At 70.6% G+C, this 14,275-nt stretch carries 12 protein-coding genes and 1 tRNA gene; 8 read left to right on the top strand and 5 right to left on the bottom strand.

Annotation, left to right across the window (positions count from 1 at the left end; genetic code table 11):
- Window positions 1-466: 466 nt before the first annotated feature.
- Window positions 467-541: transfer RNA gene (locus tag ACFYPC_RS08720), tRNA-Val, on the bottom strand.
- A gap of 262 nt (window positions 542-803) precedes the next feature.
- Here ACFYPC_RS08720 and ACFYPC_RS08715 point away from each other — a divergent pair.
- The 4 genes from ACFYPC_RS08715 to ACFYPC_RS08700 all read left to right on the top strand — a co-directional run bounded on the left by ACFYPC_RS08715 (window position 804) and on the right by ACFYPC_RS08700 (window position 4,214).
- Complete coding sequence (locus ACFYPC_RS08715; protein WP_388672773.1) at window positions 804-1,643, top strand: DUF4097 family beta strand repeat-containing protein; 840 nt, start codon at window positions 804-806, stop codon at window positions 1,641-1,643.
- 74 nt (window positions 1,644-1,717) lie between these two features.
- Window positions 1,718-3,169, top strand: a complete 1,452-nt coding sequence (locus tag ACFYPC_RS08710) for a hypothetical protein (RefSeq protein WP_388672771.1) — start codon at window positions 1,718-1,720, stop codon at window positions 3,167-3,169.
- A gap of 201 nt (window positions 3,170-3,370) precedes the next feature.
- Window positions 3,371-3,955 carry a DUF4383 domain-containing protein gene (locus ACFYPC_RS08705; RefSeq protein WP_388672769.1) on the top strand — a complete coding sequence of 195 codons (585 nt, stop codon included), beginning with the start codon at window positions 3,371-3,373 and terminating at the stop codon, window positions 3,953-3,955.
- Window positions 3,956-3,995: 40 nt separating this feature from the next.
- Window positions 3,996-4,214: a zinc ribbon domain-containing protein gene (locus tag ACFYPC_RS08700; protein ID WP_388672767.1), complete on the top strand. Its 219-nt coding sequence runs from the start codon at window positions 3,996-3,998 to the stop codon at window positions 4,212-4,214.
- Between the two features lie 135 nt (window positions 4,215-4,349).
- Here the strand turns inward: ACFYPC_RS08700 and ACFYPC_RS08695 are convergent, their stop codons facing one another.
- Complete coding sequence (locus ACFYPC_RS08695; RefSeq protein ID WP_388672765.1) at window positions 4,350-4,943, bottom strand: TetR family transcriptional regulator; 594 nt, start codon at window positions 4,941-4,943, stop codon at window positions 4,350-4,352.
- Between the two features lie 176 nt (window positions 4,944-5,119).
- On the opposite strand from ACFYPC_RS08695, the gene ACFYPC_RS08690 reads away from it, so the two are divergent.
- The 3 genes from ACFYPC_RS08690 to ACFYPC_RS08680 all read left to right on the top strand — a co-directional run bounded on the left by ACFYPC_RS08690 (window position 5,120) and on the right by ACFYPC_RS08680 (window position 8,361).
- Window positions 5,120-6,553 carry an aldehyde dehydrogenase gene (locus ACFYPC_RS08690; protein WP_388672763.1) on the top strand — a complete coding sequence of 478 codons (1,434 nt, stop codon included), beginning with the start codon at window positions 5,120-5,122 and terminating at the stop codon, window positions 6,551-6,553.
- A gap of 49 nt (window positions 6,554-6,602) precedes the next feature.
- Window positions 6,603-7,439: an oxidoreductase gene (locus tag ACFYPC_RS08685; RefSeq protein WP_388672761.1), complete on the top strand. Its 837-nt coding sequence runs from the start codon at window positions 6,603-6,605 to the stop codon at window positions 7,437-7,439.
- A gap of 73 nt (window positions 7,440-7,512) precedes the next feature.
- Complete coding sequence (locus ACFYPC_RS08680) at window positions 7,513-8,361, top strand: MBL fold metallo-hydrolase (protein WP_388672759.1); 849 nt, start codon at window positions 7,513-7,515, stop codon at window positions 8,359-8,361.
- 28 nt (window positions 8,362-8,389) lie between these two features.
- On the opposite strand, the gene ACFYPC_RS08675 is transcribed toward ACFYPC_RS08680, so the two are convergent.
- The 3 genes from ACFYPC_RS08675 to ACFYPC_RS08665 all read right to left on the bottom strand — a co-directional run bounded on the left by ACFYPC_RS08675 (window position 8,390) and on the right by ACFYPC_RS08665 (window position 13,205).
- Window positions 8,390-9,337 (bottom strand): HAD family hydrolase, encoded by a 948-nt coding sequence (locus ACFYPC_RS08675; protein WP_388672757.1) that lies wholly within the window; start codon window positions 9,335-9,337, stop codon window positions 8,390-8,392.
- Window positions 9,337-11,808 (bottom strand): phosphoribosyltransferase, encoded by a 2,472-nt coding sequence (locus ACFYPC_RS08670; protein WP_388672755.1) that lies wholly within the window; start codon window positions 11,806-11,808, stop codon window positions 9,337-9,339. Before ACFYPC_RS08670 ends, ACFYPC_RS08675 begins: the two co-directional genes overlap by 1 nt.
- Window positions 11,809-12,035: 227 nt before the next feature.
- Entirely contained in the window at window positions 12,036-13,205 is a 1,170-nt protein-coding gene (locus tag ACFYPC_RS08665) for an HpcH/HpaI aldolase/citrate lyase family protein (RefSeq protein WP_388672753.1), read from the bottom strand.
- A 188-nt stretch (window positions 13,206-13,393) separates the two neighbouring features.
- Between ACFYPC_RS08665 and ACFYPC_RS08660 the strand changes: the two genes are divergently transcribed.
- On the top strand, window positions 13,394-14,272 hold the full coding sequence (locus ACFYPC_RS08660; protein WP_388672751.1) for a TerD family protein: 879 nt from the start codon (window positions 13,394-13,396) through the stop codon (window positions 14,270-14,272).
- The last annotated feature ends 3 nt before the right edge of the window (window positions 14,273-14,275 follow it).

The following is a 14,275-nucleotide window of genomic DNA, read 5'->3' as shown; positions in this document are numbered from 1 at the left end:
TCACGGCGGAGGGTATTAGGACAGGCGACCCCCCACGTCACATAGTTCCCAGCCTTGCGGTTACGGCATATGCCGCAAGGCTGCGTGTACTGTGTAGGAATCGAACGCGTGTTCACCCGTGTGGGTGATTACCTGTTCTGACCTGCCCTGATAGACATAAGTCAATGCCACACCGCTCACGCACACCCCCAATCGTGCCGGGCTTCACAGGGACGGTGCCCCCCTCCCGTGGCGGCCCGGCACACGCAGCCCCCGCCTCTCTTCCTGGGAGTGCGGGGGCTGCTCACTTGGGGGCCCACCTGCGGAAACGCCTTGATCGTTTGGGGGATATTTAGGGGATCGGCTCCCGTAGTGAGGTCGTGCCGACCTCGTAGGGACTATGTAGGCAGGTTGGTAGATCGGGGCACGAGAGAGGCCCCGGACCTTCCCTGACCTGGGAGTTCCGGGGCCCATCTGCTGGTCAACCTGGTGGGCGCGGACGGTTTCGAACCGCCGACATCCGCCTTGTAAGGGCGGCGCTCTACCACTGAGCTACGCGCCCAGGACGAGTCGACAGCCTACATTGCCCGGGGGGATGCCCCGCAAACGCGTATCCGGGGGCCGGGTTCGAAGACCAGCCCGCGACCAGCCCGGGACCAGTCCCGGACCAACCCGCGACCGGTCCGGGGGTTTTCCCCACCCAGGATCCGGGAGTGGCCCGGATCCCCCCGCGGCCATCGGATCCGTACGTTCGAAGAGCGTCGGAAGAGCAGGTGCCCCAGAGGCCCGGCGCATGCCGCCGTACTTCACAGGGGGAGATCTTCATGGCTCGCGCAGCACGTAGTGGCACGGCACGTACTCGCACAGCAAGTACCCGCACCGCAAATTTCCGTACTCGCTCTGCGCATACCCGCGCCGTGGCCGTCACCGGCGCCGTGGCCGTCGTGGCTCTGTTCGCCGCGGGATGCGGTGCCAGTGCCGGGGACGACAAGGAACCCGAGCACCGGTCCTTCGCGCTGAGCGGCCGGACGCTCACCGTCGACTCCGACGACTCCGCGCTCGACCTCGTTGTGGCGGACTCGGACGAGGCCGACAAGGTCGAGGTCACCCGCTGGTTCCAGGGCAGTGTCGTCGTCGGCGGGGACCCGAAGGTGACCTGGAAGATGGATGGCGACCGGCTGGTGCTGCGGATGAAGTGCTCGGGTGTGGTCGCCGACTGCTCGGCCAGGCACCGGATCGTGGTGCCGCGCGGCGTCGCCGTCACCGTGAAGGACGGGGACGGAAGCGTGAGCGCGCAGGGGTTCAGCGAGGCGCTGAGCATTCGTACGGCGGACGGATCCGTACGGGTGAAGGACTCCTCCGGGCCGCTGGACCTGCGTACCGCCGACGGCTCGATCCACGCGAGCGGTGTGGACTCGCGGCGCGTCCAGGCGCGTACGGAGGACGGCTCCGTACGGCTCGAACTCGACGCCGTACCGGACCTCGTGGAGTCCCGCACCGCGGACGGCTCCGTCACGATCGCGCTGCCGCAGGAGACGTACCGGGTGACCACGGAGACCGGTGACGGTTCGGTCGATGTGTCGGTGCCCCGGAGCGACGCCAGTTCGCATGTGGTGTCCGCCCACACCAGCGATGGGAAGATCACCGTGCGAACCGCGAACTAACGAGCCCGTGTGTTCGTCCTTAACGGGTGGGAGAATGACACCGGGCAGGGCGGATGACCACACGGGAGAGGGATGTGACGGCGACACCTTCACAGCCGTACACGGCGTCTGTGCCATGCGCGCAGGCAGAGGGTGGTCGCCCGCCGGGCTCGGGCCCGCCGGGCCCGGGAGTCGGCCGCAGCTCCGGTTTCCCGCAAGCCACCTCCTTCGCCGCTCGTGACGCGCTGACCCTCATGGCCCTGCCGCTGCTCGTCGCCCTCGCGCTGCCCGCGGCGTTCGCGGGCGGCGGCACCCGGCGCTGGTTCGGCGGGCGCGCCGAGGGTCAGCGGGCCGAGGCGCAGGCCGCGAAGGACGCCGCCGCGGCCGCCTTCTACGAACTCGACACCGCCCAGCGCGATCTGCGGATCTCGATAGAGACCATCACCGCCGTCGACGCCTCCCCCGCGGCCCGCCGCGCCGTCTCCGACTTCGAGGCGCTGGGCCGGCGCATCGACGAGGCCAGCCAGCAGTACATCACCGCCGTCGACGCCCACGATCTCGACCGGGACGAGCTGGAGGCCTCGGTCGCCACGCGGGCCCGCACCGAGCTCACCGCCGCCAAGGACGAGCTGGGCCGGGTCAAAACGGATCTGGACCGGTTCGAGCAGGGGCTCGGGCCGCTGCTCGGCAAGGCCGAGACGCAGCTCGCCCGGCTCGCCCCGTCCGTGGAGCGCGCCCGCCAGTCCCTGCTGGCCGCCTCGAACGCGCTGGACGGGGTGAGGGGGTCGGGGCTCAAGGCCGACGACCTCGCCGCCCGGCTGGCCGCCCTCGGACCCGAGCTGACCAAGCTCAATCAGGGCGCCGGGCAGCACGGCGTGCCGGAGACGCTGGAGCGCGCCGAGCGGGTCTCGAAGGAGGCCGAGGCGGTACGGGCGGAGGCGGAGCGGCTTCCCGAGCGGGCCGCCGAGATCGACCACCGGCTGGTCTCGCTGCGAACCCGCGCACAGGCGCTGACCACGCGATCCGGGCAGGTGGAACCGGTGCTGAGCGAGCTGCGGCGCCGGTTCTCGGCCGCATGCTGGCAGGACCTCCAGCACGTGCCGGAGCAGGCCGCGGAGAGCGTACGGCAGGCCGAGCTGAAGCTGAAAGAGGCGCGGACCGCCCGTGACGAGCAGCGCTGGCCGGACGCGACCTCCCTGCTGTCCACGGTCCGGGCGCTGCTCAACAACACCGACGAGGCGGTATCGGCGGCGGGCGACCGACTGCGGCGGCTGAACGCCGTGTCGAAGGACCCGCAGCAGGAGATCGACCGCACCCGCTTCGCCATCCGTGACGCCCAGCGCCTGGCCATGGCGGGCCGCAACACCCCCGACCCGCGCCATGCCCGCCCCCTGGATGACGCGGTGGCCCGCCTTGAGCGCGCCATCACCTCACTGGACGGCCGCCACCCCGACTACTGGCACTTCCTGACCGAGACCGAGGCGGTACGGCAGACGGTGGCACGAGTGGTCTCGCAGATCCGCGAGGAACGGGGCGGCGCGGCCTGAACAACCGGGTACGGCTCTGGGAGGAGGGCGCTGGGGCCTGATCAGCGCGTACACACCCCCAGTCAACAGCGACGCCCGCGCCCCACACCAGTCAACAGCGACGCCCGCACCCCACACACGGCCCCGGGAGTGGCATTCCCACTCCCCCGGGCGGATCCTGAAGGTACGCACGGCCTCCGCCGGCAGCGAGAGGAGGCGGAGATGGCCGCACACGTACTTCGTCCGGGAACCAGGCGGCGGCGGATCAGTTTCGACGAGCATCTGCCCGTCGATCACCGCCTCAGCACCTTCTACCGGATCGGCGCGGGCCTGATGGGCCTGGTACTGCTCGCGTTCGGCATCCTGGGTCTCATCGACAGGGTCGGCTTCTTCGACACCCGCGGGGACCAGGTCGCCGGGCTGAGCACCAACGGCGCGCTCAGCGTGCTGTCGATCTGCGTCGGGCTGCTGCTGTTCGCGGGGATGGTGATCGGCGGGAACTTCGCCTCCACCCTGAACATGGTCCTCGGCGTCCTCTTCATCCTCAGCGGCTTCGTGAATCTGGCGCTGCTCGACACCGGCGCCAACTTCCTCGCCTTCCGCATCCAGAACGTGCTGTTCAGTTTTGTCGTGGGCGTCATGCTGATGTTCTTCGGGATGTACGGAAGGGTCGGATCGGCCCTGCCCCACGACAACCCGTACTGGAAGGCCCGCCATCCCGAGCGGCAGGAACACGAGCAGCGGCTGCGGGCCAAGGCCCACGCGCTCGCCCTCCAGCGGGCGCGTGGGCGCGAGCTGCGCAGGTGATTCTCGTCGGCGGCACGCGGCGCCCGCTAACCTGTGCCCCATGCCTCGCTACGAGTACCGCTGCCGGACCTGCGGCGACACGTTCGAAAAGAGCCGCCCGATGGCGGAGTCCTCCGATCCCGCCGCCTGCCCCGTCGGCCACGACGACACGGTGAAGCTTCTGTCGACGGTCGCGGTCGGCGGTTCGGCCTCGGCGCCGGCGTCGGCCCCGAGCAGCGGAGGCGGGGGCGGCTGCTGCGGCGGGGGCTGCTGCGGCTGACCCAGCCCCTTCAGAGGCGCGGGCTGTCGCACATCTGCCGTGTTGTCGTCACTCACCGGCGTTCCAAGGCCCCGCCCATTTCCTGCGTCCTGACCGGCCTGACCGGCCTGACCGGCCTGACCGGCCTGACCGGTCCTAGTCGTCGGCGACAAGCCGCCGTACGGCTTCGACGACCGCTCCGCGATGCGAGCGCAGTACGGCCTCGTCCAGCCCCCCGGGCGCCATGGCGCTGGTCGGTGTCCACGCGCTGGCCAGGGCCAGTACGAACGTGAGGAGATCCTCGGCGGTGAACGCCGTGGGGACTCGGGAGTCGGCCTGCGCCTGGGCGATCGCCGCCGTCTTCTGTTCCATCGACGCCGCCAGGCGTACGGGGCCGGGGCCGTGACCGGTTCGTTCGAGACTGTTCCAGGTGGCCAGCCGCAGCTGGTGAGGGTTGGCGATCAGGAACTCGAACAGCTTGCCCGCGTAGCCGGGGAGGTCATCGGGTGTGAAGGGGACCTCGTCCAGGATCCGCGTCACATGGAGGTCCATGACGATGTCGAAGAGCTGGTCCTTGTTCCCGAAGTACGTATAGATCTGGGCCTTGTTGACCTTGGCCGCGGCCCCGATGCGGTCGATGCGGGCACCTGCGATGCCGTAGGCGGCGAACTCGTCCGTGGCCGCCTTCAGCAGCCGGGCCTTGGCGGCCTCTGAATCGCGGGTCCGTGGGGCACGGGGGGTCTCGGGCATGCCTCCAGGGTAAGGCAAATAAACGTTCAGTTTCCCCAGGGGCCGGTTGGTGCTAGTCTCTAAATGAACGTTTAGTTACTAGTGACCCCTTGCCCACCCCTTGCCCACTCCTTGCCGGGCCCCTTGTACGAGGCCCGCCCCCCGAGGCTCATTCACGCGAGAACAGGACCGTCCCGATGATCATCTACGACAAGCTCTACATCGGTGGCCGTTGGACCGACCCCGCCGATCCCCAGCTCCTCGACATCCGCTCCCCCCACGACCGCTCCCTGCTCGGCCGGGCCGCCCAGGCGACCACCGCCGACGTCGACAAGGCGGTGGCCGCCGCCCGGGAGGCCTTCGATCACGGCCCCTGGTCCAGGACCACCCCCCAGGAGCGCCAGGCCCTCGTCGTGCGCCTCAACGAACTGCGCGCCGGCCGGGCCAAGGAGATCGCCGCCCGTATCAGTGCCGAGGTGGGCGCCGCGCTCTGGTTCGCCGAGTGGGGTCAGCCCGCCCTCGACAAGCAGGCCGACGCCTATCTGCGCGCCGCGCGCTCCTTCGGCTGGGAGGAACCACTCGACCCCACCGGCGCGTCCGGCAGCCTCGTACGCCGTGAGCCGATCGGTGTCGTCGCCGCGGTCATCCCGTGGAACTCGCCCTACATGGCCGCCCTGGTGAAGATGATCCCGGCGCTCCTTGCCGGCAACACCGTCATCCTCAAGGCGTCGCCCGAGAACTCGCTGAGCATCATGCTGCTCGCCGAGATCTTCGACGAACTCGGCCTGCCGGAAGGCGTGGTGAGCATCCTGCCCGCCGACCGCGCGACCAGTGAGTACCTGGTCTCGCACTCCGACGTCGACAAGATCGCCTTCACCGGCTCCACCGCCGCGGGCCGCCGGATCGCCTCCGTCGCCGGTGAACAGCTCAAGCGGGTCTCGCTCGAACTGGGCGGCAAGTCCGCTTCGATCATCTGCGAGGACGCGGATCTCACCGCGGTGGCGAGCGGCCTGAGGTTCGCCTCCTTCGCGAACAACTCGCAGAACTGCCAGGCCCACACCCGCATCCTCGCGCCCCGCAGCCGCTACGACGAGGTCGTCGGCGTACTGAAGGACCTCGTGGAGTCGCTCACGGTGGGCGACCCCACCGACCCGGACACCTTCATCGGCCCGATGACGAGCGAGGTCCAGCAGCAGCGGGTCCTCAACTACATCCGGATCGGCATCGACGAGGGCGCCCGGATGGTCACCGGCGGTCCCGGGGTGCCCGAAGGGCTGGAGGGCGGCTACTACGTGCGGCCCACCCTCTTCGCCGACGTCGACAACAGCATGCGCATCGCCCAGGAGGAGATCTTCGGGCCCGTCATCGTGGTGATCCCGTACGAGGACGAGGAGGACGCCGTGCGGATCGCCAACGACTCCGTCTACGGCCTGGGCGGCGGCGTGTGGACCACGGATCCCGAACGCGGCCTGGCCCTCGCCCGCCGTGTCCGCACCGGCTTCTTCATGGTCAACGCCGCTCCCGTCGGCTTCGACGGCCCCTTCGGGGGCTACAAGGCGAGCGGCATCGGCCGCGAGATGGGCGCCTTCGGCCTGACCGAGTTCATCGAGCACAAAACCATCAACGTCTGATCGTCCCGAACCATCAACGTCCGCTCACCACAGGAAAGTTGAGAGCCCCATGTCCACGACCTGGCTCATCACCGGAAGTTCCCGCGGTCTGGGCCGCGCGCTCGCCGAGGCCGTCCTCGCCGCCGGCCATCAACTCGTCGCCACCGCCCGCAAGCCCGAGCAACTCGACGACCTCGTCCTGCTGTACGGCGATCGGGTCCGCGCTGTCGCCCTGGACGTCACCGACCCCGCCGCCGCGCGCTCCGCCGTCCGGCAGGCGATCGACGCCTTCGGCCGGCTGGACGTCATCGTCAACAACGCCGGTTACGCCGACGTCGCCGCCATCGAGGACTTCACGGAGGCCGACTTCCGCGCCCAGATCGACACCAACTTCTACGGCGTCGTCAACGTCACGAGGGCCGCGCTACCCGTGCTGCGGGACCAGGGCAGCGGGCACATCGTCCAGATCTCCTCCGTCGGCGGACGCGTCGGCACCCCGGGCCTGGGCGCGTACCAGGCCGCCAAGTGGGCCGTAGGAGGCTTCTCCGAGGTCCTGGCCAAGGAGGTCGCGTCCTTCGGCATCAAGGTCACCGTCGTCGAGCCGGGGGGCATGCGCACCAACTGGGCCGGATCCTCGATGAGTACGCCGCCGGTCAGTGACCCCTACAAGCCCGTCATCGACCCCATGGTGGGGTTCCTCAGCCAGGCCGACGGCACCCAGCCCGGCGATCCCGCCCGGACCGCCCAGGCCATCATCCACGTCACCGAGGTGGACGACCCGCCCGTGCGGCTGCTGCTCGGCAGCGACGCCGTCGCCGTGGCCGGCGCCATGGCCGAGCAACTGGCCGCCTCGGACGCCAAGTGGCGCGAGGTCAGCGAATCCATCGACTTCGACTCCGTGAACTGACACCGGCCCTTCTCCACCGGCCCTTCTCCACCGCCTCTTCTCCACCGCCTCTTCTCCTCAAAGGAGTTCACACATGACCACGTCGATCCAGATCGGCACCATGAAGATCACGGCGCTCGACGACGGTGAGAGTCACATGCCCCCGATGCTGTACCCGGGGCTGGACTTCGACGCCCATCCCGAGCTGCTGGAGAGCGACGGGACCTACCACATCCCGGGGGCCTGCTACCTGATCCAGGGCGAGGGTGTCACCGTCCTCGTGGACGCGGGCAGCGGCCCGGACAGCATCCCCTTCCCCGCGGAACTCGCCGCCGCGGCCGGTCTGGCCCCGGCGCCGGAGTTCATCTCGGTGGGCGGCCGACTGCCCGGCCGGCTGGCCGCGCTGGGCGTGCCGCCCGAGGACGTCAGCACCGTCTTCCTCACCCATCTGCATGGAGATCATGTGGGCTGGGTCGCCCCGGGCGGCAAGCCGTTCTTCCCGAACGCGGAGGTCGTGTACGGCGCCGCCGACTGGGACGCGCTGATCGCATCCGCCCCGGCCGAGGATCCCGCCCGCACCACGATGGAGGCCGCCGAGGCTGCCGGAGTCCTCCGAGCGATCGAGGCGCCCACCGTGGAGATCGCCCCGGGGGTCACCGCCCACCACACCCCCGGGCACACCCCTGGCCACTACGCGGTCCGCGTCGCCTCGGGCGGCCAGGAGGCGTATCTCCTCGGAGACGCCGTGCACCACCCGCTCCAGCTGAACGACACCGGCATCTCCTTCCTCTTCGACGCCGACGCCCAGCACGCGCTGCGGACCCGCGAGGAGTTGCTCGCACAGTTCGCGGACAGCGGCGCGGCCATCGGCATCAGCCACTTCCCCGGCCTGGCCTTCCAGCGCGTCAGCGCCCAGGACGGCCGGAAGTGGACCGAAGTCTGACCCCCGCCGGAGCGTACGAGCCGGGGAGCTACCGGACGCCGCCCAGGAGCTCCCGCAGGATCCGCTCCCCCGCCGCGACCCCGAGCTCCGCGAGCGCCGTGACCGTGGGCGCCGTCCATCGCGCCTCGGCGAGTTCCCCGTGCCCCGGCCGCCATCCGCGGTCGGCGGCGAGCAGGAGGTCGGCGTCGAGGAGAGAGTCCCCGGCGGCCAGCGTCAGGGGAGCGCCCGTGCGCCGCGCGACCTCGTACATCGCCGCGCTCTTGGTGAGCGGCTTCGGCACGGCGTAGATCTTGCGGCCCTGGAGGGACACCGTCCAGCCGCGGTTCTCGGCCCAGACCGCGAGTTCCTTGACCCAGTCCTCGGGGAGCAGTTCGCGCTCGACGACGAGATAGACGAACAGGTCCTCGGCGACCCGGTGTTTGCGGACCCAGGCCGGGTCGGCGGTGGCCTCCATGCGCTCGCGCACCTCGGTGAGTGAGGCGCACTCGCCGGCCAGCCGGGCGGTGACCCGCGCGTGCCAGTCGGCGTCGGACACGCCGTCGACGAGCAGGTGCCCGCCGTTGGCGCAGATCGCGTACTTCGGGGCGGGGCCCGGCAGACTGATGCGCTGGTACTGCTTGCGGGTGCGGGTCGTGGTGGGGACGAAGTCGGCCACCTCGCCGAGTTCGGCCAGAAGGGCGGCCGCGGTCTCCGTCATGTAGGACAGCGGCCTGCTCTCGTGCACCTCGACACAGAGCAGCCGGGGCGCCACCGCATCCGGCATGGTCAGCGCGAGGGCGGCGGCGGAGTAGATGAGCGTGCGGTCGAGGTCGCTGGCGACGAGCACCTTGGGCGAGGTCGCCGAAGAAACCGAGACCGCCGAAGAAACCGAGACTGTCGAAGCAAGCGAGGCAACCGAGGCCGCCGAAGCCGCCGAAGCCGCCGAGGCGATCGAAGCCGCCGAGGCCGACGCGGAACTCTCAGAGATCCCGGACATCAGACGGTCACCGACTTGCCGTCGGCACCCGTCGCACCGCGGGTGAACTTCGGGTGGATCAACCCCACGCAGGTGTACGGGAGTTCGGCGACCTCCTCGACGGGCACCCCGCGCTGTTCGGCGAGCAGGCGTACGTGGTCGAGGTCGGCGCCGGCCCCCGCGCGGGCCAGGATCTTCCAGGGGACGCGGCGCAACAGCACCCGGGTGGTCTCGCCGACGCCCGGCTTGACGAGGTTCACGTCGTGGATCCCGTACTCCTCGCTGATCCGCTCGACGGCCCCCCAGCCCTCCCAGGTGGGCGTACGGTCGGCGGCGAGCAGTTCCTTGGCCTGGGCGCAGGCGGCGTCGGCGACGTCGGGGAACCGGGCGGCGACGGCGTCCAGGAAGTCGACGGAGACATCGGATCCGGCGAGTTCGCGGTAGAACTTCGCGCCGTGGAAGTCGTGCTCGCCGACGAGGTCGGAGCGCAGGACGGTTCGCGAAATCAGGCCGGACACCGTGGAGTTGAGGCAGGCGGAGGGGATCAGGAAGTCCTCGCGGGTGCCGTACGTCCGTACGCACGAGCCCGGGTCGGCGAGCACCGCGATCTCCGGGTCGAAGCCGGTGACTCCTTCGGCTTCCTCGAACTCCCTTATCGCGTCGGCGAGTTCGCGGGTGATGGCGCCCTTGCCGGTCCAGCCGTCGACGAACACGACGTCGGCCGGGTCGTGGTGGGCGGCCAGCCAGCGCAGCGCGTTGGCGTCGATACCGCGGCCCCGGACGATGGAGACGGCGTAGTGCGGGAGGTCGAGGCCATGCCGGTACTGGGCCCAGCGGCGCATCAGGACGCCTACCGGGGTGCCCGCGCGGGCCAGCGAGACGAGCACCGGGCGCGGTGACCGCTCGGCGAGCACCAACTCGGTGACCGCGCCGACGGCCTGGGCGATCCGGGCGGCCGAGGTGCCGAGCGCCGCGTGGAACAGCTCCTGGTAGTGGGCGCTCGGCTGGTACTCGACCGGCAGCGACTCCGCGTAGTGCGCACCGCCGCTCTGGATGGCCTCCTCGCGTTCCTCGGTCGGCGCCTCCAGCGTCACGTCCGAGAGGTCCTGCAGCAGCCAGCCGACGTCTTCGGGCGCGTACGAGGAGAAGGCTGGGCCGCGGAGGGGCTCGGGGAGCATGGAGGGCCTTTCGGTGGACGGGCGTCCGGGGACGTACGAGGGGACGACCGCGAGCAGGACGTTCGGTGTGTGGGCGGCGAGCTGCGCCAACAGGCCGTCCATGGCGTGCAGTTCGGGGGTGTCTGCGGTGGAGTCGACGACGGCGATGACGGCGTCGAAGCCTGCGCCGGCGACGTTGTAGGCGTAGCGCTCGCCGGGGCCGTCGCCCGGGTTGTCGTGGGCGGGGAAGACGAGCCTGCTGCGTATCGCGTAGCCGGGGTTGTCCAGGGCGAGCACCGGGGAGCGGGTGGTCGTGGAGTAGCGCACCTCGGCGGCCACCACCTGCTCCAGTTCGCGGGCCAGCCGCAGCGGCGCGTACATGAGCTCCTCGAAGCCGAGTACGAGCACGCGCCGGGCGTCGCCGGGAAGTGCGCCGGCGACGCGCGCGGCCAGGGCGGGCAGGGCGCCGTCCAGCCGTATTCGCTGGCCGGGCGTGAAGCCGTGCCGTCCGCCGTCGGGAACGCCCCGCGGCCAGCCGAGCTCGACGCGGGTGACTCGCCCGGCGCGTGCCCGGGCCCGGGCACGCGCCGCGAGTACCGCGGGGCCCGCGGGTGCCGCGAGCGCCGCCGCCTCCTGCTCGGCGACCAGCGCCTGCCCCTTCTGCAGCACCCCTTCGGGAAGCTTCACCGTCCCCGACGCCGCCGTCACCAGGTCGACCCGCGCGCCGATCTCCCGGGCGAACTCGTCCAGGCGCCCCATGTCGGCGGCGGACCGCATGTCGACGAGGGCGACGACGACGTACCGCTCGCGCGGGTAGCGGGCGTGCAGGTCACGGATGGTGTTGAGCACCGTGTTGCCGGTGGAGAACTCGTCGTCGACGAGGACCAGCGGGCCGGGGCCGGAGAGGAGGGCCGGGTTCTCGGGAAGGAGCAGATGGGAGGTGGCGTGCGAGTGGGACTCCTCGAAGCCGCCCGCACTGGCGACGCCGGGGACGGGTCGGCGGGTGGAGTGCAGGTAGGGCGCGAGGCCCACGCCGTCCGCGACGCAGTGGCCGAGCCCGGTAGCCGTCTCGGCATAGCCGAGGACCACCGCGGCGCGGCACTCCTCGGCGCCCAGCAGGTCCCGCACGCGCCGGCCGAGCGCGAACCCGTGTCCGTACACCACGGACGGCGACTGCGGCACATGCTTGCCGAGCACGTTCGACACGAGCAGATGCGCCCGCTTGGGGTTGCGCCGCAGCGCGAGCCCCAGGAGGTCGGTCAGCTTCTCGTCCCCGACCAGCTCGACGCCGAGCCGTTCGGCGACCCAGGTCCCCGTCCACACCACGTTGCTCATCAATCCCTTAATCGGTAAAGGTCACACTACGACTGGAAGGTCACTACGACCGGTCGGGCCGTTTCGGTCTCACGCGGGAAATCCGGCCTCGGCCACTCGCTCCGGCCACGATCGGTCGGTCGGGCCAGGGTCGGTCGGGCCACGGTCGGTCAGGCCGGCCACGGTCGGTCAGTCTCGGTCGGCCGGGGCCGCCTCGGTCGGTCCGGTCTCGGGGAAGGGTTCCGGTGTCAGTCGGGAAGTCCGGCGGCCAGCAGCTCCACGAAGCCGATGTCCTCGTTGGCGACGCCGAAGACTTCGGCGCGCTGCATGGTGCGCTCGGCCCAGGCGCGGTGCGGCTTCACCTCGTTCATCTTGTTCGTGTACGCCGACCGCAGCACACCCCCACCGCAGCGCTCGGGCCTGAGGATGTCCTCGGCGTCGCTGTACTCCTCGTGGCTGACGACGGACAGCGCGTGCACGGCCGGCACGTGCGAGGGGTGGATGCAGGTCTTGCCGAGCAGGCCGTTGGCGCGGTCGAGGGCGATCTCGCGCAGCAGCCCGTCCAGGTCGTGTTCTATGAGTGACTGGCGCAGTTCCTCGACCTCACCTTCCTGGAAGGGGCTGCGGCGCAGCTGTGGTTTGAACATGCGCTCCTGGACCCGGAAGTACTCCCACACCGGCCCGGTCACCGTGAAGCCGGTGCCGTCGGCGCGGCCGAGCACGTTCACCACGTCGGCGATCACGGAGGCGACGATCTGGACGTCGTACGCGGTCATGTCGGGCGCCCTGCGCAGTCCGTAGGCCGAGCAGAAGTCGGTGACGCCGAGGCGCAGTGCGAGGACGCGGTCGCGGTATTTGGTGACCGTGCGGTGGATGCCCTCCAGGGTCTCCCCGCGGGACTCCAGGTGCAGCAGGCCGGGCGATTCGAGGACCGGCATGGCGAAAAGGCGCCGCCCGCTCGCGTTTTCGGCCGCCGTGAGCGCCTCCAGGAACGGGACGCCCCGCTCCTCGGTGAACTTCGGCAGTACGAATCCGGACAGCAGCCGCACCGCCGGGCCGAGCCGCTGGACGAGGTCCGGGATCTGCTGGGGTTCACGGACTCTTACGAAGAGCAGGGGGAGGTCGGAGAGGTGCGGCCGGTCCGCGAGGTCGGTGAACTGGCGGACCAGGTTCTCCTCGGCGCCCACGACCTCGGAGTCGTCGATCGAGTCCTCCAGGCACAGCACCATGGAGACCACGCCGCGCCCGGCCTGCTTGACGATGTCGTCGGCGAGCCGCGGCCTGGTCGCCGGGCTGTAGAGGGTGGCTCCCAGAGCTGCCGCGAGTACGTGCGCCGGCGATTCGGCGGTGAAGACGTTCGGCTCCCGGTAGAAGAGGCGCTGCCGCTCTTCCGGGGCGATATGACCGAAATGACGCATGAAACTCCCCGTGGCGACTAGACGGCCCGACCTGATGTGGCCGGTAATAGTACGTACGAATCAATGTCAAGGGTTCCCACCGGGCATGAAGTTCTGGTAACTCAGCCATGTCCACTGTTCCCCGGTCCCGGCCGGGGATCTTCACCCCCGCGTTGTCCTGACCAGGCCCCAGAGGGCAGGATGACCGCATGACGCACGCGATGCTGAAGGGGTCGAACGTCCCGCTGGACGCCACAGCGGTGCGCGCTGTGCTGCGCTGGACGCCCGGACAGGGTGTCCCGGACGTGGATGCCTCGGCGCTGCTCCTCGGCCCCGACGGTCGTGTGCGATCCGACGAGGACTTCGTCTTCTACAACCAGCCCCGCCACCCCTCGGGCAAGGTCAGACTGCTCGGCAAGAAACGCGGGACCGAGGGCCTTACCGACACCATCCAGACAGATCTCACGGGTGTCGAGTCCGCTGTCGGACAGATTCTGCTGGTCGCATCGGCGGAGGACGTCACTTTCGACCGCGTACGGGGGCTGCGCATCCTGCTGTACGACGCGACCGTCGCGAACGGCGAGCCGCTGGCGTACTTCGACGTCAAGCCGGAGACCGGCGCGGAGACGGCGCTGATCTGCGGCGAACTGTACCGGCGCGGCGGGGGCTGGAAGTTCCGGGCGCTCGGCGAGGGCTATTCGAACGGCCTGCAGGGGCTGGCCGGCGACTTCGGGATCTCGGTGGACGAATCGGAGACCGCCGCCCCGCTGACGGATCCCGCGCCGCAGGCCCCGGCGTGGTCGGCACCCGCCGCGGCCCCCGAGACCTCCGTACCGCTGCCGCCCGAGCAGCCTGCCCCGGTGCCGCAGCAGCCCGCGTACGGCTACCCCGGCCCCCAGACGGCCCCTGCGGCCGCCCAGCCCTCGTACGGCTATCCACAGCCGTCCAGCCAGCCCGCCTACGGCTATCCGGGGCCCCAGACCGCGCCTGCCGCGGCGCCCGCGTACGGCTTCCCGCAGGCGGTCGGCGCCCTGCCGGACCCGGACTTCAAACTGCCGCCGCAGGGCCCGCAGTTCATCGGACGCTGAGCT

Origin of the sequence: Streptomyces sp. NPDC005808, from assembly GCF_042871385.1 — a bacterium.
In the GTDB taxonomy this organism is placed as follows: Bacteria; Actinomycetota; Actinomycetes; order Streptomycetales; family Streptomycetaceae; genus Streptomyces.
Note: the sequence above shows the minus strand (reverse complement) of the source record. Positions and strands in the feature narration are given on the sequence as shown.